General features: G+C 69.6%; 23 protein-coding genes. 10 read left to right on the forward strand and 13 right to left on the reverse strand.

From position 1 onward, the window contains the following. Window position 1 precedes the first annotated feature (1 nt). The 3 genes from ACFC3F_RS09065 to ACFC3F_RS09075 form a co-directional block, all read right to left on the reverse strand. A complete protein-coding gene (locus tag ACFC3F_RS09065) occupies window positions 2–481 on the reverse strand; it encodes a transporter substrate-binding domain-containing protein (protein WP_376128705.1) in 480 nt (159 codons plus the stop codon). 79 nt (window positions 482–560) lie between these two features. Continuing rightward, window positions 561–806: a hypothetical protein gene (locus ACFC3F_RS09070; protein WP_376128707.1), complete on the reverse strand. Its 246-nt coding sequence runs from the start codon at window positions 804–806 to the stop codon at window positions 561–563. Beyond that, entirely contained in the window at window positions 803–2,284 is a 1,482-nt protein-coding gene (locus tag ACFC3F_RS09075) for an SDR family NAD(P)-dependent oxidoreductase (protein WP_376128708.1), read from the reverse strand. The genes ACFC3F_RS09070 and ACFC3F_RS09075 overlap by 4 nt, the downstream gene beginning before the upstream one ends. 38 nt (window positions 2,285–2,322) lie before the next feature. Between ACFC3F_RS09075 and ACFC3F_RS09080 the strand changes: the two genes are divergently transcribed. The 7 genes from ACFC3F_RS09080 to ACFC3F_RS09110 all read left to right on the forward strand — a co-directional run bounded on the left by ACFC3F_RS09080 (window position 2,323) and on the right by ACFC3F_RS09110 (window position 8,348). Then, window positions 2,323–2,733, forward strand: coding sequence for an NUDIX domain-containing protein (locus tag ACFC3F_RS09080; RefSeq protein ID WP_376128710.1), 411 nt, complete (start codon window positions 2,323–2,325; stop codon window positions 2,731–2,733). A 138-nt stretch (window positions 2,734–2,871) separates the two neighbouring features. After that, the gene (locus tag ACFC3F_RS09085; RefSeq protein WP_376128712.1) at window positions 2,872–3,741 is read left to right on the forward strand and encodes an ABC transporter permease; all 870 of its coding nucleotides are present in this window, start codon (window positions 2,872–2,874) and stop codon (window positions 3,739–3,741) included. Continuing rightward, window positions 3,738–4,505: an ABC transporter ATP-binding protein gene (locus ACFC3F_RS09090; RefSeq protein ID WP_376128713.1), complete on the forward strand. Its 768-nt coding sequence runs from the start codon at window positions 3,738–3,740 to the stop codon at window positions 4,503–4,505. The genes ACFC3F_RS09085 and ACFC3F_RS09090 overlap by 4 nt, the downstream gene beginning before the upstream one ends. Continuing rightward, the gene (locus tag ACFC3F_RS09095) at window positions 4,502–5,500 is read left to right on the forward strand and encodes an ABC transporter substrate-binding protein (RefSeq protein WP_376128714.1); all 999 of its coding nucleotides are present in this window, start codon (window positions 4,502–4,504) and stop codon (window positions 5,498–5,500) included. Before ACFC3F_RS09090 ends, ACFC3F_RS09095 begins: the two co-directional genes overlap by 4 nt. 9 nt (window positions 5,501–5,509) lie before the next feature. Then, window positions 5,510–6,736: an acyl-CoA dehydrogenase family protein gene (locus ACFC3F_RS09100; protein ID WP_376128716.1), complete on the forward strand. Its 1,227-nt coding sequence runs from the start codon at window positions 5,510–5,512 to the stop codon at window positions 6,734–6,736. Next, complete coding sequence (locus ACFC3F_RS09105; RefSeq protein ID WP_376128717.1) at window positions 6,733–7,812, forward strand: LLM class flavin-dependent oxidoreductase; 1,080 nt, start codon at window positions 6,733–6,735, stop codon at window positions 7,810–7,812. The genes ACFC3F_RS09100 and ACFC3F_RS09105 overlap by 4 nt, the downstream gene beginning before the upstream one ends. A 14-nt stretch (window positions 7,813–7,826) precedes the next feature. After that, entirely contained in the window at window positions 7,827–8,348 is a 522-nt protein-coding gene (locus ACFC3F_RS09110; protein WP_376128718.1) for a flavin reductase family protein, read from the forward strand. A 9-nt stretch (window positions 8,349–8,357) separates the two neighbouring features. Here ACFC3F_RS09110 and ACFC3F_RS09115 read toward each other — a convergent pair whose 3' ends face one another. Next, complete coding sequence (locus ACFC3F_RS09115; protein WP_376128720.1) at window positions 8,358–8,723, reverse strand: hypothetical protein; 366 nt, start codon at window positions 8,721–8,723, stop codon at window positions 8,358–8,360. Between the two features lie 188 nt (window positions 8,724–8,911). Between ACFC3F_RS09115 and ACFC3F_RS09120 the strand changes: the two genes are divergently transcribed. Continuing rightward, window positions 8,912–9,532 (forward strand): MarR family winged helix-turn-helix transcriptional regulator, encoded by a 621-nt coding sequence (locus ACFC3F_RS09120; protein ID WP_376128721.1) that lies wholly within the window; start codon window positions 8,912–8,914, stop codon window positions 9,530–9,532. Here the strand turns inward: ACFC3F_RS09120 and ACFC3F_RS09125 are convergent. Further along, window positions 9,427–10,383, reverse strand: a complete 957-nt coding sequence (locus tag ACFC3F_RS09125; RefSeq protein WP_376128723.1) for a carbon-nitrogen hydrolase family protein — start codon at window positions 10,381–10,383, stop codon at window positions 9,427–9,429. The two genes, ACFC3F_RS09120 and ACFC3F_RS09125, sit on opposite strands and share 106 nt — an antisense overlap. Window positions 10,384–10,523: 140 nt before the next feature. Here ACFC3F_RS09125 and ACFC3F_RS09130 point away from each other — a divergent pair, with 140 nt between their 5' ends. Beyond that, window positions 10,524–11,285 (forward strand): patatin-like phospholipase family protein, encoded by a 762-nt coding sequence (locus tag ACFC3F_RS09130; RefSeq protein ID WP_376128725.1) that lies wholly within the window; start codon window positions 10,524–10,526, stop codon window positions 11,283–11,285. Window positions 11,286–11,296: 11 nt separating this feature from the next. Here ACFC3F_RS09130 and ACFC3F_RS09135 read toward each other — a convergent pair whose 3' ends face one another. Further along, a complete protein-coding gene (locus ACFC3F_RS09135; RefSeq protein ID WP_376128726.1) occupies window positions 11,297–13,387 on the reverse strand; it encodes an ABC1 kinase family protein in 2,091 nt (696 codons plus the stop codon). A gap of 257 nt (window positions 13,388–13,644) precedes the next feature. Between ACFC3F_RS09135 and ACFC3F_RS09140 the strand changes: the two genes are divergently transcribed. Further along, window positions 13,645–13,926, forward strand: a complete 282-nt coding sequence (locus ACFC3F_RS09140; protein ID WP_376128728.1) for a hypothetical protein — start codon at window positions 13,645–13,647, stop codon at window positions 13,924–13,926. Here the strand turns inward: ACFC3F_RS09140 and ACFC3F_RS09145 are convergent. The 7 genes from ACFC3F_RS09145 to ACFC3F_RS09175 form a co-directional block, all read right to left on the reverse strand. Next, on the reverse strand, window positions 13,879–15,936 hold the full coding sequence (locus ACFC3F_RS09145; RefSeq protein ID WP_376128729.1) for an FUSC family protein: 2,058 nt from the start codon (window positions 15,934–15,936) through the stop codon (window positions 13,879–13,881). The two genes, ACFC3F_RS09140 and ACFC3F_RS09145, sit on opposite strands and share 48 nt — an antisense overlap. A gap of 31 nt (window positions 15,937–15,967) precedes the next feature. Continuing rightward, on the reverse strand, window positions 15,968–16,888 hold the full coding sequence (locus tag ACFC3F_RS09150) for a multidrug DMT transporter permease (RefSeq protein ID WP_376128730.1): 921 nt from the start codon (window positions 16,886–16,888) through the stop codon (window positions 15,968–15,970). 7 nt (window positions 16,889–16,895) lie between these two features. Continuing rightward, window positions 16,896–18,551, reverse strand: coding sequence for a cation:proton antiporter (locus ACFC3F_RS09155; RefSeq protein ID WP_376128731.1), 1,656 nt, complete (start codon window positions 18,549–18,551; stop codon window positions 16,896–16,898). 8 nt (window positions 18,552–18,559) lie between these two features. Further along, window positions 18,560–19,231 carry a GAP family protein gene (locus ACFC3F_RS09160; RefSeq protein WP_376128732.1) on the reverse strand — a complete coding sequence of 224 codons (672 nt, stop codon included), beginning with the start codon at window positions 19,229–19,231 and terminating at the stop codon, window positions 18,560–18,562. A gap of 2 nt (window positions 19,232–19,233) precedes the next feature. Continuing rightward, window positions 19,234–20,277, reverse strand: a complete 1,044-nt coding sequence (locus ACFC3F_RS09165) for a DUF998 domain-containing protein (protein ID WP_376128734.1) — start codon at window positions 20,275–20,277, stop codon at window positions 19,234–19,236. Then, on the reverse strand, window positions 20,274–20,987 hold the full coding sequence (locus tag ACFC3F_RS09170) for a hypothetical protein (protein ID WP_376128736.1): 714 nt from the start codon (window positions 20,985–20,987) through the stop codon (window positions 20,274–20,276). The genes ACFC3F_RS09165 and ACFC3F_RS09170 overlap by 4 nt, the downstream gene beginning before the upstream one ends. A gap of 81 nt (window positions 20,988–21,068) precedes the next feature. Further along, entirely contained in the window at window positions 21,069–22,478 is a 1,410-nt protein-coding gene (locus ACFC3F_RS09175; protein ID WP_376128738.1) for a glutamate decarboxylase, read from the reverse strand. Window positions 22,479–22,482 lie beyond the last annotated feature (4 nt).

Below are 22,482 nucleotides of genomic sequence, written 5' to 3' on the forward strand. Positions count from 1 at the left end.
CTCAGCCCTCCGAGTTCCGCAGGAAGTGCTCGACGCTCACGAGGAACGCGTTGTCCCCCATCGGGGCGAGCATCACGTGGCGCCGGGTCTTGCCGTCGGCGTCGGTCGATTCCGCGTACGGCGCCGTCACCGCAGCCATCTCGGTCCACGGGGTGTCGTCGTGGAACCCGGCGATGACGAGGTCCAGCTCACCTCGCTCGAGAGCCTCGACGAGCGGGGCCTCGCTCCCCTCGGTCCACTCGGTCTCCGCCCCGAGCTGCTCGGCATACTGCCGGACGAGCTCGACCTCCGACCCCGACGGGTCGGAGGTCTGACTCAGCTGCGTCCAGGGCGGATTGTGCGAGACGCCGACGCGCAGAGTCCCCCCGGTCACCCTCTCGAGGGTGCCCTCGGGGTCGGCGGGGATTCCGCCCGAGCACCCCGTGAGCGAGGCGATCGCGACGATCGCGCCGACGGCGATCGCCCGGAGCCTTCTCGACATGCCCTGAGCATAGATCCGCCGATGCCACCGACCCGGGCCGTATCCGCCGGCGCGGGCCCGGACTATGATTCGTCCGCGCCTACGCCCTGCGCGGTCGCGGCTCGGGAGCCGGCGGCACTTCCTTCGCCGCGATGATGTCCGCCCGCGCGATGCGCTCGACGCCCCGCTTGCCGTCGACCACGAGGGTGTTCTCGTCGGCGCTGAGCAGCTCGCCCAGAGCATCCGTCGCCTGACCGGACGCGAGCAGGTAGCGCACCACCACGCGGTGACCGGGCGCGGGGAGCGCGATGCGTCCGCGCCCGGCTGCACGATCGTCGGTGGTCACCAGGCACCCGGGGCGTAGTCCTTCAGGAAGACGCCGAACAGCTCTTCCCCGGCTTCGCCGCGCACGATCGGGTCGTAGACCCGCGCGGCACCGTCGACGAGGTCGAGCGGAGCGTGGAAGCCCTCCTCGGCGAGGCGCACCTTCGTGTAGTGCGGGCGCTCATCGGTGATCCAGCCCGTGTCGACGCTCGTCATGAGGATGCCGTCGCTCTCGAACATCTCGCGCGCGCTCGTGCGTGTCAGCATGTTGACGGCCGCCTTCGCCATGTTGGTGTGCGGATGCCCGGGGCCCTTGTAGCCGCGACCGAACACGCCCTCCATCGCACTGACGTTGACGACATAGGTGCGACGGGCCGGGCTGGCCGCGAGCGACGGGCGCAGCTTCGAGACGAGCAGGAACGGCGCCGTCGTGTTCGCGAGCTGCACCTCGAGCATCTCGAGCGGATCGACGTCCTGCACGTGCTGGGTCCACGAGTTGACGTGGTCGAGGTCGGGCAGAAGGCCGCCCGCATCGATCGCCGTCCCGGCGGCCAGTCGCTCGAGCGAGCTGGACCCCGCCGTCATGGCCTGCTCCGTGAGTTCATCCGCGCGCTCGGCCGCCGCGGCCAGGATCGGGTGCGCCGTCACCGAACGCTCGAGGGCCTGGGGATGCCGGTCATTGGTGTGGCCGAACGTGACGAGTTCGGGCAGGGGTCCGTCGGGGAGCGGTGCGAGCTCGGCGTCCACGAGCGGCTGATACGCGCCCGGCGAGCGCCGCACCGTCTGGGTCGCGTTGTTGATGAGGATGTCGAGGGTTCCCGCCGCCGCGACGTCGTCGGCGAGGCCGATGACCTGTGCCGGATCGCGCAGGTCGATGCCGACGACCTTCAGCCGATCGATCCACTCCGGAGCATCCGGCAGGCTGCTGAACCGCCGCACGGCATCGCGGGGGAATCGGGTCGTGATGGTCGTGTGCGCGCCGTCGCGCAGCAGCCGCAGCGCGATATACATGCCGATCTTGGCGCGCCCGCCCGTCAGCAGGGCCCGCTTGCCGGTGAGGTCGGTGCGCGCATTGCGCTTGGCGTGACTCATCGCGGCGCAGTCCGGGCACAGCTGGTGATAGAACGCATCGACGAGCGTGTACAGCTGCTTGCAGATGTAGCAGGCGCGCGCCTTGATGAGCGTGCCCGCGGTGGGCGCCGTCGTCGACGTCGAGATCGGGATGCCGCGCGTCTCGTCGTCGATGCGGTCGGGGGCTCCCGTGGCGGTCGCCGCGACGACCTCGCGGTCGGCCTGCGCGATCGCCTCGCGGATCTCACGGCGTCGCACCTTCTTGACCGCCTTGAACATCGCCGCCGTCGCGCGCCGCACGGCGACGAAATCAGGATGCGTCTCATCGAGCCCCGCCATCCCGTCCAGCACCCGCAGGGTGACCTCGAGATCCGAAGGGTCGATGCCGCTGGGCGGCAGGTCGGTCGCGGCAGAAGTCTCGGGAGGCACACGAGATTCTACGACGCGCGGGCTGTTAGCGTTCCGGGGTGACCTCTCTCGCCGAACCCGACGCGCGCAGCATTCGCGTGTCGGCCGCCGTCATCGCCGACGACGACGGTCGCCTGCTGCTCGTCCGCAAGACCGGCACATCGGCCTTCATGCAGCCCGGCGGAAAGCCGGAGCCGGGTGAGTCTGCGGATGAGACCCTCAGCCGCGAGCTGCAGGAGGAGCTCGGCCTGCGCGTGGATCCGGGCGACCTGCGGCCGCTCGGCGAGTTCACCGCCGCGGCCGCGAACGAGCCGGGATTCGTCGTCGTCGCCGATGTCTTCGTCGCCGACATCGGCGCCCAGACTCCGGTGATCGCGGCCGAGATCGCCGAATTGCGATGGGTCACGCGCGCCGACGCCGAACACCTCGAGGTCGCGCCGCTCGCGCGAGAGAACTTCTTGCCGCACTGATCTTCACCGCGAGCGCGAATAGCCGACGGCACGGCTCGCGCGCAAGGACCCTCGCGCGATGGATTCACGCGGAGTCACAGGCGCACACACTTCGCAACGGAAGTTGAGCGGCGCCGGGTGCGGGTGTGTCCTGGGCCCATGACGACAACCGTTCTGATCGACGCGGCGCCATCGCCGGGCGACGTCGCCCCCGCCGACGACGGGGCGGCGCCCGCGACCCCGGTTCGGCGGCGCCGCGTGAGACGCTCGAGCCTCACGCCCGTCGCGGTGTCGCTGCTGCTTCCTGCCGCCGCCGTCGTCCTGTGGTTCGTCGCGACGTCGAACGAGTGGGTCAGCGAGCTGCTCCTGGCGTCTCCGCAGCGGGTCTGGGAGCAGTTCACGACGCGTCTGGCCGACGGCACGCTCGTGCGCGACGTCGCCGTGTCGCTGCGGCGCGTCCTCGTCGGTCTCGGGCTCAGCATCGTGATCGGGGTCACGCTCGGTCTGCTCTCGGGCCTGTCGCGATGGGGTCACCGCGTGCTGGACGGCACGCTCCACGCGATCAAGGCGATCCCGTTCCCGGCACTGATCCCCCTGCTGCTCATCTGGCTCGGCGTCGGCGAGACGCTGCGGATCGGCATCCTGGTGCTGGCCGCGACATTCGCGATCTACCTCAACACGGTTGCCGGTGTCGTCGGGATCGACCCGCGCTTGCGCGAACTCGCTCTCACCCGTGGTGTGCGCGGATGGAGGCTGCTGCGCACGATCGTCTTCCCCGGCGCACTGCCGCAGTTCCTCGTGGGCCTGCGCCTCGCCCTCGTGATCAGCTTCCTCGCGCTCGTCTTCGCCGAGGAGATCGCACCGCAAGAGGGGCTGGGCTACATCCTGTGGCGTGCGTCGCAGCTGAGTCAGACCGACGCGATGATCCTCGTCGCCGTGCTCTACGCCCTCATCGGCCTGCTGATCAGCGGTCTCGTGTCGCTGCTCGAACGCGTGCTGCTGCCGTGGCGGAAGGGGTTCACCCCATGACCGCCCTCCTCGACACCCGACCCGCCGCGGCGGTCCACCACCTCACGAAGGCGTTCGACGACAACATCGTGCTGCGAGAGGTCGACCTCACCGTCGACGCGGGCGAGTTCCTCGCGATCGTCGGACACAGCGGATGCGGCAAGAGCACGCTCCTTCGCGTGCTCGCCGGCATCGAGCGACCGACCGCGGGAAGCGTCTCGACGGCGGCACCGGTCGCCGTCGGCTTCCAGGATTCGCGTCTCATCCCGTGGCAGCGTGTGTGGCAGAACGTCGTCTTCGGCCTCCGCGACGACAGGCGCGAGCTGAAGCGGCGCGCGGTGGCAGCGCTGCACGAAGTGGGCCTCGACGCCTTCGCCGATGCCTGGCCGCACACCCTGTCGGGCGGGCAGGCCCAGCGGGTCTCACTCGCCCGGGCGCTCACCCTCGAGCCTCGGCTGCTGCTGCTCGACGAGCCCTTCGGCGCCCTCGATGCGCTGACCCGGCTCCAGGCGCAAGCGCTCGTGTCGCGCGTGTGGCGTCAGCACGGCTTCGCCGTCGCGCTGGTCACACACGACGTCGAGGAGGCCATCGTGCTCGCCGACCGCGTCGTGATCGTCGACGAGGGGCGCATCGTCGCCGACATCCGGGTCGATCTGCCGCGCCCGCGCTCGCACGCCGATCACCGTGTCACCGACCTCAAAGGCGTCGTGCTGGCACTTCTGGGCGTGGACGCCGACGAAGACTTCTCACCCGCCGATCAGCACCAAGGAGCGAACACCCCATGACCAGACAGCCCCTGCGCGCCGCCCTCCCCGTCGCCGCCCTCGCACTCATGCTGGCCGTCGCGGGATGCGCCGCCGGCGGCTCGTCGGCCGCCGAGAACACCGCAGCCGACGGCGACGGGCCGCTGCAGCTCACCGTGCAGTACTCGATCTTCAACGGACCGCTCAATCGTGCCGCTGCCGCCGACCTGCAGCCCGAAGGGCTCGAGGTCACCTACGTCGACGGCGCCGGCATCGACGTGGCGCAGGGTCTGACGACAGGTGCGTTCGATCTCGCGCAGTGGGGCGAGGTCGGGCCCGTGACGTCGTACGTCAACGGCGGCACCGGCATCCGCGTCATCGGATCGACCGATGCCAACGGCTCGGCCCACACGATCCTGGTCGGCCCCGACAGCACCGCCCGGTCACTCGCCGACCTCAAGGGCGGCACGACCGTGTTCTCGCGCAGCACGAACTCCTACATCCAGTTCTTGAAGGCCGCCGAAGAGGTGGGCCTCGGCGAGGACGACTTCACGATCCTCGAGCAGGTGCCCGACGCGACGTCGGCTCTGCTGTCGGGACAGGTCGACTTCATCATCTCGATCGAGCCGGTCTCGAGCTCGCTCGTCGAGACGAAGGGCCTGCGCGAACTGTCCGACGGCGAAGGAAGGATCGACAACTACTATCCCCTCGTCACCGATCAGGGCCGTCTCGACGATCCTGCGAAGCGAGCGGCGCTGGAGAGCTATCTGGCCGCGCTCAACGACTTCTTCGCGACGTCGGCCGACGACCCCGAGAAAGAGGCGGCGGACGTCGCCGCACTCAACGGGATCTCGGTGGATGCCGCGCGGATCGCCGGCGAGAAGGTGAGCAGCACGTGGATCCCGATCGACGACGCCTTCATCGAGACCGAGCGCGCCCTCATCGAATTCTTCGTCGGCACCGGCGCCTTCCAGACGTTCCCCGAGGGCTTCGAGGAGATCTACGTGTCCGACTTCAACGACATCCTCGTGGACTGAGGCGAGCACATGTCGACACTCGCCATCGCGCCCGCCCGCGCCGCCGTGTACCGGCTGCTGCGCGAGCGATTCGCACCGCTGTTCGCCGCCATCGCACGCGACGCGGCTCACCGTGACGACACTCGCGAGCTTCCGTTCGACGAGATCGCCGCGCTCAAGGTCGCCGGGTTCGGCACGCTGCTCGTGCCGGAGGACGACGGCGGCCTCGGCGGGAGCATCGAAGACCTCACGCGTCTGCTCATCGACCTCGCCGCCGCCGATCCGAACATCGCGCAGGCGTTCCGCGGCCATTTCCACGCCGTGCACGGCGTGGTGCGCTCTCCCGACAGCGAGTACCGGCGACGGCTGCTCGCCGCGGTGACGGCGGGCGATCTCATCGCGAACGGCGTCACCGACACGCCGGGCACCCCGCTCGGCGGGTCCTCGGTCACGCTGCGGCGGTCTGCGGACGGCACGGCACGACTGAGCGGACGCAAGGAGTACTCGACGGGCAACCTCTACGCCGACTGGATCCTCGTGATCGTCGCGAAGGGCGACGCGTCCCCCGAGGTCGTCATCGTTCCCGCCGACGCCGCGGGGGTGTCGCGAGAAGACACGTGGAACGGTTTCGGGCAGAAGCTCACGGCGACCGGGGCGACGAACTTCCACGACGTGCTCATCGAGGCGTGGCAGATCGCGCCGGTGGCATCCGATGCCCGTGACGGAGATCTGCTGCAGCTCGTCCTGCTCGCCGTGACGGCGGGCATCGCCCGGCGCACGAGCGACGATCTCGCCGGCGAAGTGCGGCGTCGCCGGCGCGTCTATGCGCACGGCGCCGCCGACACCGTGCAGGCCGATCCGCAGATCCTGCAGATCGTGGGCGAGGTCGCCGCGGCGGCCGCAGCGGCCGAGGCGATCGTCGTCGATGTGGCTCGCCGGCACGACGCGCTCTTCGCGGACGACCCCGACGGGGAGCCGCACGATGACCGCGCCGTCACCGCCGCCACCTACCAGGCGCAGACCGTCGTCCCCCGACTCGTCACCGACGCCGCCGGGCGCGCCTTCGATGCGCTGGGCGCGTCGGCACTGGATCGGACGCTGGCGCTGGACCGGCACTGGCGCAACGCTCGCACGATCGCGAGCCACAATCCCATCGTCTACCGCTCCCGACTCGTCGGGGACTGGCTCGTCAACGGCGAGCTCGACAGCCGCTGGTCGGTCGGTGCGGTGCCCCCACCGAAAGGAACGACACCGTGAGCAGCACGATCATCGAGAAGGCGCCCGAGCGCGCCGCCGTCGCGCCGGGCTTCCGGCTCGGGTTCTTCACGCAGGTGCCGGGGGTGCCCGGGCAGTCGGATGCCGACGTGCTCGCGCAGCTCATCGACACGATCGTCGCCGCGGAGGAACTCGGCTACGAGAGCGTGTGGGTGGGGCAGCACCACTTCGGGCTCGGGTCGGGTCGGCTCTCGTCCCCCCTCGTGCTGCTCGCGGCGGTTGCTGCCCAGACGAAGCGGATCACGCTCGGCACGGCCATCACGGTGCTGCCGCTCGAAGACCCCGTGCGACTCGCCGAGGATGCCGCCGTGCTCGACCTCGTCAGCGGCGGCCGCCTCAACCTCGGGCTGGGGTCGGGCGGGGGCGATCGCGCGGCGTTCACGGCGTTCGGGCTCGACTACGCCGCGCGCCGCGAGCTGTTCGACCGCAACCTGCGCACGCTCCATGCGCTGCTGGAAGGACGATCGCTCACCGGTGACGACGAGCCGCGCCGGCTGAGTCCGGTCGCACCCGGCCTGCGCGACCGCCTGTGGCAGTCGGTCGGCACCCCCGAACGTGCCGCCGAAGCCGCCGCGGCGGGCAACGGACTGCTGATCGGCACGTTCGCAGACCACCCCGTGCACGATCAGCGCGCCAAGATCGACGCCTATCTCGCGGCGTGGAAGGCGACGCAGCCGGCCGACCGGGCGCCGCGGATCGGCGCGTTGCGCTTCACCTATGTCGGAGAGAGCCGGGAGAGCATCGAGCGCACGGTCGAAGACGGGCTGAACACCTTCCGACGCACCTTCGCCGACGCCTACAAGCCCGACCTCGCCGACCTGTCGACCGAGGGATACCTGAGACGCGTCACGCGGTACGGCACGGTCGACGACGTCATCGACGACCTGCGCGACGATCCGGCACTGCTCGGGTACGTCACCGACCTGCTGCCGACCGTCGGCCTCTACCCCGCCGCCGGCGACAGCACGCCCGGCGCCGACCTCAGCATCGCGCGGCTCGAGCAGTTCGCCACGACGATCGCGCCCGCCCTGGGGTGGACCCCCGCCGTCACGTCGTAGCGAAGGAGCCGACCATGAATTTGACGATCGACGCCGCGACGGCGGACCGGTTCCGGCATGCGCTGCGCAACCACCCGGCCGGCGTGGCCCTCGTGACGGCCACCCACGCGGGGCGGCACGTCGCGATGACGGTCAGCTCGCTGGCATCGGTCAGCGCGGAACCGCCGCTGCTGGTCTTCTCGGTGTCGGACGAGTCCTCGAGCGCACCCGTGCTGCTGCGCGCCGAGACGCTCATCGTGCATCTGCTCGACGCCGGCAGCGCATGGCTGGCCAGACTCGGCGCACGGCACGATGCCGACCGCTTCGGTGATCCGCGGACGTGGGCGGTGACGCCCGAGGGCGAACCGTACTTCGTGGGTGCGCCCGTCCTCGTCCGGGCGCGCGTCGTCGAACGGGTGCGCGCCGGCACGTCGACGCTGTGCATCATCGAGGCGCTCGCCATCACGGAGCAGGCCGACGCGGCCGCGCGCTCCCGACCGCTGATCTATCACGACCGCACGTGGTACGCGCTGCCCGCCGACACCGCTCTGGCGTGACCGCGCGCCTCAGGCGACCTGACGCTCCGGCACGTCCTCCGGCTGGGACGCGATCTTCAGTGACGGCGCCGTCGACGAATGCTCCTCACGCCAGTCGATGACGAGGCCCTTCGACGAATGCGCCTGCTCGGCGTACGAACGCAGCATCTGCTCATCGAGGCGCTCGGCCTCGGGGGTGTCGAACACGAAGCGCAGCGGGATGGACGGCTGAAGCCAGATCGACGTGCGGCCCGCGGCGCCGTCGGGGTGCGGCCAGGTCAGTGTGAAGCTCTCATTGCGGCGCAGCTTGGTCGTGACGACCACTTTGATATGAGCGAGGACGCGGTCGGGGATCTCGGCAGGCGTGCGTTCAGCGCCGTAGTACAGGTAGCCCATCGGGGTTCCTCTCTGGGGGAAGGGGAAACGAGCTTTATTACAACCTAGCTAGTAATTCACCTGAAGTGTCTTTTCCTTTCTTACACTCACATCCGATGTGATTCCTCGATATTGTGCAATTCCCTGGCGATGGCCGCTGCCGTGTGGCTACGCTGGGGATGCGCCACGAGGAGCGCAGAGGAGCAGCAGTGCCGCGAAGCATCATGCGCCGCGAAGGCGAACACCTCTATGCGGCCCCGCCCGAGACCCCCGAGGGGCAGCGGCTCAGCGACGCCATCCTCCGGCTGCGACGTGCGGAACGGCTGCAGTCGCAGCGAGCTCTCCGGTCCTCCGGACTGCTGCATCTCGATCTCACGGCCCTGCGATACCTCGTCCAGGCTCGTCGCGACGACCGCGCCATCGGGCCGAAAGACCTCATCGTCATGCTCTCGACCTCCAGCGCGAACGTCACGAACATCGTCGAACGTCTCGTCAGGCGCTCACTCGTCACGCGAGAACAGCACCCGACCGACAGGCGCGCGCGCTACCTCATTCCGACCGACGAGGCCGTGCGACGGGTCGACGAGGCGTTCTCGGGTCACCACGAGACGATCGTCGAGGTGATCGACGGGCTCTCCGAGGATGAAGCGGCCGCCGCCGCGACGGTCATCTCACGGCTCGCCGACGCATTGGACCGCTCCGTCGCCGACGGCGGCGCCGCGTATCACGGGACCGGTGCGGGCGCTCCCGAATCGGATGCACCCGACCGCACGACGGCGGACTTCGGCGTCGTGTCGACGGTGAGCGAGAACACATCCGGCCGCGCGTAGTGACCCACGACATCGAGGTCGTACTTTCCGCGCAGCTGATCTTCGAGATCGATGTCGGCGACCAGCAGCGTCTCTTCCCCGTAGACGGGGCCGGCGAGCACGTCACCGAAGGGTGAGACGATGACGCTGCCGCCGCGGATCAGGTCGCCGCGGGCGTCGCCGGAACGCTGCAGATCGTAGCCGTCGGGCAGCGAGTCGACGTTGAGGTACTGACACGCGCTGAGCACGAAGCACCGGCCCTCGTAGGCGATGTGACGCATGGTCGCCTGCCAGATGTCGCGGTCATCCACGGTCGGAGCGCACCACAGCTGCACGCCCTGCTGATAGGTCGCGAGCCGGAACTGGGGCATGTAGTTCTCCCAGCAGATCGTGGCGGCGAAACGGCCGGCCGGAGAATCGACGACGCTGATCGTGGAGCCGTCGCCCTGACCCCAGACGAGACGTTCGGTGCCGGTCGGCATGAGCTTGCGGTGCTTCCCGAGGAACTCCCCCTCCGGCCCGACATACACGGCGGTGCAGTACAGGGTGCCGCCGTCCCGTTCGATCACCCCCACCACGATCGTCATCCGAGCCTCGCGGGCGAGCTGCCCGATCTCATCGATCTCCGGCCCCGGGATCGAGATCGCGGCCCGCGTGTAACGGAGGAATTCGTCCCTCCCGGCATCGTTTCGCGAGCCGAGCACGGCGCCGAACGACAGCCCCTTCGGATAGCCGCCGATGAACGCCTCCGGGAAGACGAGGAACTCGACCCCGCGCTCACGGGCGTCATCGACGTAGGCGCGCAGTTTGCGCATCGTGCCGTCGGTGTCGAACAGCACCGAGCCCACCTGAGCAACCGCTACACGCGTCATCACGTCTCCGTCCGTTCCTGCTTGCACCTTACCGATCGTGCCGGTGCGCGACGCTCGCGGAATCATCCCGGCTCCTCACCCGCGGAATCACCCGGTTCTCACTCTGCCGTGCCCGGCTCGCCCGGTGGTACGGTCACCACGTGATCCCCGACACAGGCGATGCCGCGGACGATGCGCGGCTCGCCGTCACGCTCAGCGGTGGCGGCGCGTTCGGTGCGGCACACGTCGGGGTTCTGCAGGTGCTGGAGGAGCGCGGCATCCGTCCTGGCATCGTGACCGGCACGAGTTCGGGCGCCCTCGTGGGCGCTGCCTTCGCCGCGGGACTCGACGGCGACGCCATCGAGCGGATCGCGCGGACCTTCCGCTGGAGTCGGGTCGCCCGGTGGACCTTCCGGCCCCGCTGGGGGCTGCTGGACTCGCACGTCGTGACCGATGCCATCCAGCGGCTCCTCCAGGAGGACCCGCGCATCGAGGACCTGCCGCGTCACTTCGGAGCCGTCGCCACCGATCTGCGCACTCGCCGTGCCGTCACGATCGACACCGGACCGCTGAGCACGGCATTGCGCGCGACGATCGCCGTGCCGGGGCTGCTCCCGCCCGTGCGCCTCGGCGGCCAGCTGCTCGCCGACGGCGGAATGGTCGACAACGTGCCGCACGCGGCGGCGCGACAGCTCGGTGCGGAGCGTGTCATCGTCGTGCACCTCCACGCGAAGTGGGAGAACGTGCGCATGATGCGCACCGCCACCCGGACGGCCGATCTCGCGCGCGATCCGAGTGTCGTGCTCGTTCAACCCGAGATGGAGCGGATGGCGCAGTGGACGATGCGCGACGTCGGGCGCCTCATCGCCGAGGGACGACGTGCCGCGGCCGCCGCGCTCGATGCGGCAGCGCCCGTGCGATAGACACCCTCCGGCTACCGCCCTGCGGGCGTATCGCCCCGCATGAGTGCGGTTCGCAGGGATCTGAGCACCAGTAGCATGCCGCCGAGACCGAGAACGGCACCGAGGAACGGGAAGAGAGAGACGTCGGGAGTCAACAGCGGCCCGCCGCCGAACACCACGAGAACGACCGCCGCGATGACGAGGACGACGCCCACGAGCGCCGTCGTGAGCTGACCGACGAGCGAGGCGATCCAGCTGCGCTCGTTGGGGTCGCGGAACATCCGCAGGCTCATGCCGAAGGTGCCGTTCTCGAACTGCGCGCCGATCGCTTCGATCCGTCGCGGCAGCCGTCGCAGCTGTTCGCCGACCACCTGCAGCTGCACACGGGCATCCGCCAGCATGTCCCGCGGATCGAACGCGAGCCGCGCGAAATACGTCGTCCGAGTCAGCGCCTGATCGACCATGTCGTAGTCGGGCACGAGCCGGCGCAATGAGCCCTCCATCGAGGCGATCGTGCGGAACACGAGGATGAGAGCGGGCGGAAGCGCGAGCTGGTGCCGGCGCAGGACGTCGATCACCTCGGTGAAGATGCTCGCATCGGTGCGCCCGTTGTGCACGCGCGTGAGGATGACGCCGATCTCATGCTGCAGTGCCCGCCGATCCAGTTCCGATCCATCCGCGGGCTCGCCGGCGATCATCAGCAGCAGATCGGTGAGGGCGATGTCGTCCTCGGCGCCCATCGCGGACATCATCGCGAGCAGCATTCGTCGCATGCTCCGCTCCAGGATGCCGACGGAGCCGAAGTCGATGAGGGCGATCTGCCCGTCGGCGCGCAGGATGATGTTCCCCGGGTGCAGGTCGGCGTGGAAGACCCCGCGGACCGCGATCTGCTCGAACACGGTGTCGACCAGGACGTCGGCGATCTCGTGCGCCGTGGGAAGCGGGTCGGGTCGCGTCCACGAGACGGTCCCGGCCACGTCGCCGACCTCGAACCGCTCCTCCTCGGTTCGCTCGCGCGGCTCGGCGTCGGCCATGGCGGCCGGAAGGCCGCCGTCCAGGTTCGAGAACGGGATGCCCTCGATCCGCTCCTGCACCATCATCCGCTCGGTGCACAGCGCCGGGTACACCTCGGGCACGTGCACCGCACGGACGCTCGAGCGCGCGAGCGTGTCGCGCAGCAGCTCGGTGTTGGCCAGCTCGATGCGGTAGTCGAGTTCTTCTTTGAGGGAACGCACGAATTCGCCCGCGAGCGCGTTCAGCCCGTAGGCCCGCGCCCACGCCGCCCGGCGCTCGGCCTGCTGTGCCAGACGCACGATGATGTCCGAGTCGATCTGCACCGAGGCGCGGGCGTCCGGGCGCTGGATCTTGATGACGACATTCGCCCCCTCGGTCTCGCCCTCCGCGGGATGCAGCCGCGCGGCGTGCACCTGAGCGAGCGAGGCCGCCGCCATCGGGACTTCATCCACCCACGCGAACACCTCGTCGATGGTGCCCGGCAGCTCCGCCTCGATCGCCGCCTTCGCGTCGTCCCAGGGAAGGGGAGTGGTCTGCATCTGCAGCGTCGCGAATGCATCCGTGAACTCGCTCGGAAGCACGTCGTCGCGCGTGGAGAGCACCTGCCCGATCTTCACGAACGTGACCCCGGCCTCGTTCATCGCGGCCACGACGGCCGCCGGGACGTCCTGGTCCTCTCCCTTGCGGTGGCTGCCGAAGAGGCTGAGACCGTGCTTGGACGCGATCCGCAATGTCTGCGCGTAACGCAGCATGCGCTTGCGGCGGTGAAGGAGCTCCTTCACCCCGCGGATCGGATGCCACCCTCGCCCGGACGGCCAGAAGAGCTCGGAGATCATGATGACGGTCACCGCGAGGGCGAACTGCCAGCCCAGTGCCACCGCGATGAACACGACGCCGATCGGACTGGAGACCACGAACTGTCCGTCGACCATGACATCGCCGGCTTCGAGCGCAGCGCGCACGATCGGGACCGTGGCCGTATAGATGATCGCGACGAAGATGATCGCCCGCACCCAGCCGATCGGCGTGCCGAGCACGTGCTGCGCGACCCAGGCGGCACCCACGGCGAAGACGGCACCGAGCACGATCGTGATGACGACCTCGAACATCGAACCTCCCGGTGACCCCCAGACTCTAACTTCGCGCCGGGGCGCATCCCGGTGACTCCGTCAGGTTTCACCCGCCGCGCACTCCCCCGATCACCCCGTCATCACCCTGCCGCACCGGCTCGTCGGCGAGGGTGATGGCCGGGGTACGGTGCGGGCGAAATCGGCTGGCGAGACGGCGGCGGTTCCCGGTGCCGTGCTTAGGCTGGCGGCAGCCGGAGCGGGGTCGATTCGCTCCGACCGCCCCTGAGGAGAGACGAATGGACTCGATCACGCTCCCCCGAGCATCCGACTCCCGGGCCGCCGCCGAGATGATCGTCCGCCGCTCCCACATCCTCGCGTTCACCGATGAGCTCAGACTCGTCGCCGACGAGGTGGAGTCGGTGACGACCGACTTCACCGACGAGCTCATGCACCAGCTGTTCGAAAGCGGCGTGCTGCAGGTCTGTGTCGTGGGCGCATCGGATGAGGTGTTCCGGCTCCTCGAGACCTCGTCACGCTTCGGCACGCACGTGGTGCGTGCGCTGCCGGACGCGCAATGACAGCGCGCCCCTCGCCGACCTGATCTCGTCGCCCACATCGGCGAGCGCGCCGGAAGAGGGGACGTCGTCCGCGCCGGGCGCACGGTCGTCGGCGATCGCGGCGGCGAGGTCTGTCAGCGCCCCGTGCACGCGGTCGACATCGCGCGACTCGAGCTCGGCGCCCGAGACGACGGTCGTCGTCGCGGCGGCCGTGACCGCGTCGGCCACGCGTTCCAGCGCCGTGATCTCGGGTGTCCACGACGCTGCTGCGGCGCTGATCGCCGGGGGCTCGGCGAGCGACCTCACGATGCGCGTGCGCAGATCGGAGATGCGGCGGTACGTCTGGCGCCGTGCGGTCGTCTGGGCGCGACCGGGAATCGACGGGTCTGCCGGACCGTCGCCGTTCGGCGGGCGAACGGCGGAGGAATCCGCGAGGGCGACGGTCGCATAGTCGGCCATGCCGCGGGCGAGGTCGGCGACCTGCTGCGCGAGGAGCTGAGGCGCGCGCCACGTCGACGGCCAGGGCAGATATCCGATCGCCAGCACGACGACGCACCCGAGGACGGTGTCGAACAGGCGGGATTCGATGAGCGACGCGCTCGCTCCCGCGTGCAGTTCGACGAGGAGGACGGCGAGACAGACGCTGACGCCGGAATAGAGGCCGTAGTTCCGCGGCATGGTGATCGGGATGAGGGCCGCCAGTGCCAGGACGGCGAGCACCTGCCATCCGTCGTGCGGGATCAGCGCGGTCGCGATCGTGGCCAGGATGACGCCGATGATCGTGCCGGCTCCGCGCTGCATCGCCCGTGCGAAAACGGATCCCAGGTCGGGCTTCATGATCTGCGCCACGGTGAGCATGACGACATAGGGGTGCTCGAGGTGCAGGACGAGGGAGATCCCCTGCGCGACGGCCATGCACAGCACGAGCCGCAGGATCGCGAGCCACGTCTCGCTGCCCGCCGCCAGTGTGCGGCCGGCCTCGCGCAGCCGTTCCAGGACGGACGGCCCGACGGGCAGTCCTGCCCGGGATGCCGCGACGAACCGCCGCCGTTCGTCACTGCCGACCCGTTCGACCACGCGGGCGAGGAAGCGCACGGACGACGCGAGCGCCGCGCGTTCGGCGTCCGGCCCGCCCGCTCCCGCCGGCGACGGCGGGGCGGGCGGGGTCGCTCTCGGATCCTTGATCCACGCTGCCACCGCTCGCACGTAGGTCACGACATCGGGATCGGTCGCGAGCCCCTTCGTCGTCGTGGCGATCGTGGCATCCACCACCGGGGCAGAGGCGTTCAGCACCGTCTCGAGGTTCTGCCATCGCACGTCCCGCGCGGCGACGGCGGTGCGCGCCGCGATCATGACGTCGTACGCGTTGTTGAGCGCGTTCGTCAGCCTCGACCCCGCCGCGTCCGCGGCGGGGGTGCCCGACGCCGCGAGCTGATTCGCGATCGCGTCGTACACGGCGGCGACGGCGCGCTTCTCGGGTGCCAGATTGGCGCCGATCACGGCGGCGACGACCGTGGTCAGACTCAGCCGCCACACCGCGCCGAGGAAGAACACCACCGGCGCCTCCCACGGATTCGCGAGCCCGAAGTCCGCGTTGGCCGCCGTGACGGCGAAGACGAGGAAGTACAGTCCCGACCTCGACGCGGTCGCGCTGACCGTGCCGGCGAGCCCGGACACCAGCGTCGCGGCGACCACGGCGACGAGGGTCGCGACGGTGTTCCCGTACACGAGCGTCCCCAGGGCGAATCCGAGCGCAGCGGTGACCGACACGAGGGCCATGCGGTGGATGCGTTCGGCTCCGGCCGAGCCGAGGTCCATCACCGAGGTGGCCATCGCCCCCATCGAGGCCAGCGAGCCCAGCCCGATTGCCGCCGGATGCTGGGGCGCGAGCAGCACGCCCAGTCCGACCGGTGCGGCGACACCGATCGAGGTGAGCACGACGCGATCCCACTGCAGAGGCGCGGGCGTCGTGCGCGCGAGCGCCCGGAACCACCCGGGTGCTCCCCGGGCGGCGTCGGGCGTCACGGGCATCGGTCGTCGGTGACGCGGCAGGCCGACGACCTCACGAAGGGGCCCCCTCGCCGATGTCGCTGCGGCGTTCGGCGCGGGACAGGGCGAACACCCCCGTGACCGCGACGAGCCCGGCGCCGATGAACGCGAAGACCGCCCACAGCGGTGCGTCGCTCGCCTCGCCGAGGATCGTGATCCCCAGGACCACCGCGACCGTCGGGTCGATGACGGTCAGGCCCGCGACGACGACCTCGGGCCGGTTGGACACGTGCGCCCGCTGCACGAAGTAGATCGACAGGGCCCCCGCGACCGCGATCCCCACGAGGCAGCCGATCGTGAGCAGGTTCGTGGCGTCGATCGCGAAGTCACGGTGACGCCACGCCGTCTGGACCCGCAGGATGACGGTCTTGCCGAGCGTCGCGACGAACGCCGAGTACACCCCGCCGAGAAGCACCCACAGGATCGGCGGAGCGGTCCGGGCGCGGCCGACGATCAGGAGGGCACCCGTCGCGACGAGCACTCCCGCGAGCACGACGAGGACCGCGATGAGCTGGACGTCGGTGATCGCGTGCTGCGTGCTCACGAGGGCTGCCACCGTGACGAAGGCCGCGACCCCGACGACGCACACGACGATCGCCCGCACGACGGCCGGCGGCGGCCGTCGCCCCACGGCGATCGCGGTGATGAGCACGGTGAAGACGAGGGCTGCCACGCCGATGGGCTGCACGACGATGAGCGGCGCGAACGCGAGGCTGCCCATCTGCAGGAGGATCGCGATGCCGAGGAGGACGCCGCCCAGCAGCCACAGGCGCGTGCGGATCAGGTGGATCGTGCGCGAGCCGCCGGCGCCGCGGTCCATCCGCTCCTCCATGGCGTGCACGCCGCGCGCCTGCAGGAGGTTGCCGACCGAGAGCACCGCGGCCGAGGCGACGGCCAGTCCGATGCCCGCCAACGGCAGGGAAGTGAGGTCCATCCGTCTGTCACCCTTCGCTCTCGAGTCGCAGCCGCACACTGATCTCGTACGCGTCGAGCTCGTCGAACACGTATCGCACGACGCTCGTGCTGTGCGCACCGGATGCCGCGATCTGACGCAGTCGCACCCTCATGACGCCGATGAGGGCCAGCTCGAACTCCAGCCTCTCGGGACCCTCGGCCTCGGCGTCGGACCCGAGGCCCGCGAGGAAGCGCGACGGAGGATGCGCGTAGAGCTTCTCCGGGAAGGCGCCCTTCTCGCGATGCAGCGCGCGGTTCGCGATCGCCGACTGCGCGGCATCCTGAAGCTCGTGGTTGACCGAGGTGAGCGCGCGACGGGGCAACCCCGTCTGCGGCGACGAGCCCAGTCCCACGATCCGCGCCACCGCGGGCAGCGACATGCCCTGCAGGAGCAGGCTTCCCGCCGCGACGACGAAGGCGATGAACACGAGCAGCTCGCGCTCGGGCGTGTCTCTGGGCAGCGTCTGCGCCGCCGCGAGCGTGACCACGCCGCGCATGCCCGCCCACGTCACGATGACGCTGTGACGCCAGGTGAGCGGTGACGCATCGAAGTAGTCGATGTCGGCACGGATCCGCCCGGCGCGCTTCACGCTCGCGCGCCGGCTCGTGCCGCTCGCCGTGCTCAGCCGCCTTCGCGTGGCGCGCCTGATGCGCGAGGAGTGGAAGGCGAGCATCGGGAAGACATAGGCGGCGCGCACCAGGATCAGGATCAGGAACGCCGCGCCCGCGATCATCGCCCCGTGCAGCAGACCCTCGTGCGCCGCGATGTTCTTCTCGACGATGCCGTAGAGCTCGAGCCCCATCACGAGGAAGACGGCGCCCTCGAGGATGAACTCGACGGTGCGCCAGGTGACCTTGTCCGCGATCCGCTGTTCCGGTGTGAGCCGGCGCACAGCACCCTGACCGCACACGACACCGGCGACGACGGCCGCCACGAGCCCCGAGCCGTTGACCGCGTCGGTCGGCAGATAGGCGAGGTACGGCACGATCAGGCCCACCGCCGTGCTCGCCGTCGCGTTGCGCGTCCACGCCCTCAGTCGCAGCGCGATCACCCCGGCGACGGCGCCGATCGCGACGGCCGACAGCACCGCCCAGGCGAAGGCGCCGAGTGTCGCCGCGAACGAGAAGCCCGCCGCGGCCGCGGCGATCGCCGTGCGCAGGAGCACGAGCGCCGTCGCGTCGTTGAGCAGGCTCTCCCCCTCGAGCAGTGTCACGACCCGGCGCGGCGCCCCCTGCTTGCGGACGATCGATGTGGCGACGGCATCCGTGGGGCTGAGGATCGCACCCAGCGCGATCGCGAGAGGAAGGCCCAGTCCCGGGATCGCCCAGGCGAAGAAGAGTCCGAGCACGAGGGAGCTGATGATGACGAGCAGGATCGCGAGGCCGCTGATCGCGCGCAGATCACGCCGCAGTTCGATCGCGGGAGCCGACACCGCCGACGAGTACAGCAGCGGCGGGAGCACACCGACCAGGATCAGCTCGGGCTGGACGCTGAGCGCCGGGATCGCGGGCACGAGACTGACGACGACGCCGAGGGCGACGAGGACGAGCGGCCCCGCGACCCCGATGCGATCGGCCAGTGTCGAGGTCAGGGTGATCGCGATGATCGCGATCACCGCGACGACGAGCAGTTCGATGGACATTCCGGCGATCACCCGACCAGGTCGGCGACGCCCGAGCCCACCAGCTTGAACCCGAGGATGATGAACAGCACGGTCACGATGACGGCGTGGTTCGCGACCAGCCAGTCGCGCGGCTTGGCGAGCGTCGCTTCGGCGCGGTGCGGGGCCACGATGCTCACGACCCAGGGGATCGCGACCGCGGTGATGCCGATCGCGGCGAAGATCAGGATGACCGAGGCGATCTGCTCGACGGGGAGGTCGGCCTGGGAGATCCGCCCTCCCGCGGCGATGAGCAGCGGCAGGTCCTTGGGCGAGAGCGGACCGGACAGCAGGACGCCGACGATGAACGCCTTGCCGACCGTGAGTCCGTCGAGCTTGTCCATCCAGCCGGGGGTGTCCTTCGTCCCTCTCTTGCGCCACTGCAGCACGGCCATCGTCAGCAGCGCGATGCCGAGCAGGATCTCGACACCGTCGACGAGCAGCCGTGGGACGGAATGCGCATCCTCGGTTCCCGCGGCGCGACCGATGAGCACGAGAACCCCGACGAACACGACCATGAACACGTAGCAGCCGAGCACGAAGGCCGTGCCGTTGGAGCGGCCCTTCCCCGCCGTCGCCATGAGGATCACGGCGACGATCGCCAGCGGGCTGATGGCGACCGCGACCGCGATGGTCAGCAGGTCTGCCAGGACGACGAGCATCGTCAGGTTCTCGTCTGCACGTTGCGCAGGAACAGGATGATCCACGCGAAGATCAGCACGGCGGCGATGAGCTCGACCGCCGTGAGGTTGTAGATGCCGACCGCGAAGAGCAGGGCCAGCCCCGCCACGGCGGCGACGAAGACGTACCCGAGCACGATGAAGGTCTTCGGCACCGTGGGCAGCAGCCACGGCGCACCGATGACGAGCACGCCGAAGGCGACCGCCATCCCCGTCGCGACGGTGTTGTGCAGCAGGAAGAAGCGGTCCACGGGAAAGACCCCGACGCACGCGAGCATGACGCCGATGAGTACGAACAGCGCGCGGACGACGGCACGGCGACGACGCTCCGCCACGGTCTCGGCCGGCAGCGACGCCGTGCCGAAGCGCGCGATCGTCGTGACGATGACGCCCGAGATGATGAGGGTCAGGTTGAACGTCAGCGAGGAGATGTCGTGCGTGATCCCGAGCGCCGACAGGTTCATCTGCCACCACTGCGGATCGTTCGAGCTCAGCATCGCGGTGATCATCCCGACCGCGAGGAACAGCGCGAGCACGAGCGACAGCTGGCGCGGCGTCAGGCTCAGCCCCGACAGATACGCCGCGTATCCGCTCAGCGCCGTCGCGGCTGCGGCCATCACGACGGCGGGAGTGGTGAAGACCGTGGCGCCGATGAAGCTGTGCTCGAGGACCGTCGCGATGCCGGTCCAGCCCAGGAGCGCGATCGCGGCGTGCGCGACCGAGAGCGCCACGAGATCGAACCACAGATAGCGCGCGCGGGTCTGCCCGGGGATCCCCCCGATCTTGAGGACGGATGCCACCCACCGGCCGCCCGCGAAGGCGAGGGCTGCCGCCACCGCTCCCGCTATCGCGACGAATTCGCCGAGCGACCCGCGACCGGCGATCGGGAGCTCACGACCCCAGAACACCACCGCGGCCACGATGGCGGAGACGACGAAGACGGAGGCGGCGATGATGATCGCCGCGGACTCGTCGTCGATGAGCGCGCGACGCGGCTTCGGATCGGTCGCAAGGCCCTCGGAGATCACTGGATGACCGGGGGAATGCCGTCCGCCCCGCGGGGTGCGGCCGCCCGGTTCGCCGAGCGGTTCCACTGGGGCAGCACGATGAGCGACGCGAGGAAGAAGCAGATCGCGCCGACGAACGTCCCGCCGTTGGCGAGAGCGTTGTTGATCGTGTCGCCGCCGGGGAGGATGTAGGACCCCACCGCCGACAGGCCGAACGCGACGCAGCCGATGAAGTTGACCAGCACCGACCACCACGCGCGTTTGCCCAGGTCGAGCAGGCGCGCGTGGTGCGCGTACGCGACGAAGGCGAGGACGCCGCTCACGAGGAAGGCGACCGAGCCGCCGGCATCCGGATTCCACACGAGATGCTCTTGAGAGGTGACCGTCTTCGCATGCAGGGCGGCCGTCGTGCTCACATTGAACATGAGCGTCCCGAACGTCTGCGTCGCGGCGGCGAGCCACTCGGCACGCACCATCCGTCCGGGCGCGTACGACACCGGGACGGCGATGGCGCCGCTCAGGAAGAGCTGGATGAGTCCCGCCGTCGTGAAGAACCAGGCGCCGACGAAATAGCAGAGGTTCGATGCGCTCGCGCCCATCAGATCGCTGAGTCCGGGTGCGGACCCCACAGCGAACAGTGACGAGCCGATCATGAAGATCCAGCACTGCTTCGTCACGGTCGGCACGAAGAAGCGCCGGGGAACGTCCACCGTCATGGCCGCCGTCGTCATGGTCTCTCCATCCGTGTTTCGGTCGGTGAATCGCGTGTGCGGGGAGGACGCAGCCGAGCGTCCTCCCCGCACACGGTCGAATCAGTGGTGGAAGTGGGACCCGCTGGCCACTTCGCGAGGAAGCGGCGCGGTGAGCGACTGCAGGAACTCCACCTCGCCCTTGATGTCGGCCAGAAGCGCCGAGGCGAGGTCACGGCTGAGCCCGACCTTGACCACGATGCGCTGGAGCACCATGTCCGACATGTTGTCGGCCATGGGGTAGGCCGGCACGAGCCAGCCCTTCATGCGCAGGCGGTCCGCGAGGTCGTAGAGGCTCCACTTGTCGGTGTAGCCGTCCTTGAGGACCCAGGCGAACACGGGGATCGTGTCGCCCTTGCTGATGAGTTCGAAGGGACCGATCTTCGCGATCTCGCTCGACAGGTACGTCGCGACGTCGATCGAGTTCTGCTGGACGGCGCGGTAGCCCTCACGTCCGAGACGCAGGAACTGGTAGTACTGCAGCAGCACCTGAGCACCGGGCCGCGAGAAGTTCAGGGCGAGCGTGGGCATGTCGCCGCCGAGGTAGCTGACGTGGAAGATCATGCTCTCGGGGAGCACCGCCTGGCTGCGCCACACGACCCAGCCGACGCCGGGGTAGACCAGTCCGTACTTGTGACCCGACGTGCTGATCGAATTGACCCGGTCGATCTGGAAGTCCCACACCAGGTCGGGCTGGCAGAACGGCGCGACCATGGCGCCCGAAGCACCGTCGACGTGGATCTTCACGTCGAGTCCCGTGTCGGCCTGGATCTGGTCGAGCTTCTTCGCGATCGCCTCGACGGGCTCGTAGGCCCCCGTGAACGTCTGGCCGAGGATCGCCACGACGCCGATGGTGTTCTCGTCGACGTACTTCTCGAGCTCGAAGCCGTCCAGCACCATGTGGTCGGGCGTGACGGGGACGTACCGCGGCTCGATGTCCCAGTAGTTGCAGAACTTCTCCCACACGACCTGGACCGCCGCCGACATGATGAGGTTCGGCTTCTCGGTCGATTTGCCCTCGGCCTTGCGCTTCTCCTGCCACAGGCGCTTCAGGGCGAGACCGCCGAGCATGCACGCTTCGGACGAGCCGATCGTGGAGGTGCCGATCGTGTCGGCCGTGTCGGGGACGTGCCACAGCTCGGCGAGCATGCGCCAGCAGCGGTCCTCGATCGCCGCCGTCGCGGGGTACTCGTCCTTGTCGATCATGTTCTTGTCGGCTGCCTCGGTGTACAGTTTCAGCGCGTGGTCGTCCATCCAGGTGGAGACGAAGGTCGCGAGATTGAGGCGTGAGTTGCCGTCGAGGATCGCCTCGTCGTGCACGATCTGATAGGCGGTCTCGGGAAGGCTCGGGCCGTCCGGCATGACGAACTTGTCGAACTCGGTCGCTTCGCCGGGCCGGACGAAGACGGGGTTGATGGCGAGCGTCGGGTCGATGTTGGTCGACTGACGCGCCTTGCTGGTGTTGGAAGTCACTTTC

Origin of the sequence: Microbacterium sp. NPDC055910, assembly GCF_042271185.1 — a bacterium.
In the GTDB taxonomy this organism is placed as follows: Bacteria; Actinomycetota; Actinomycetes; order Actinomycetales; family Microbacteriaceae; genus Microbacterium.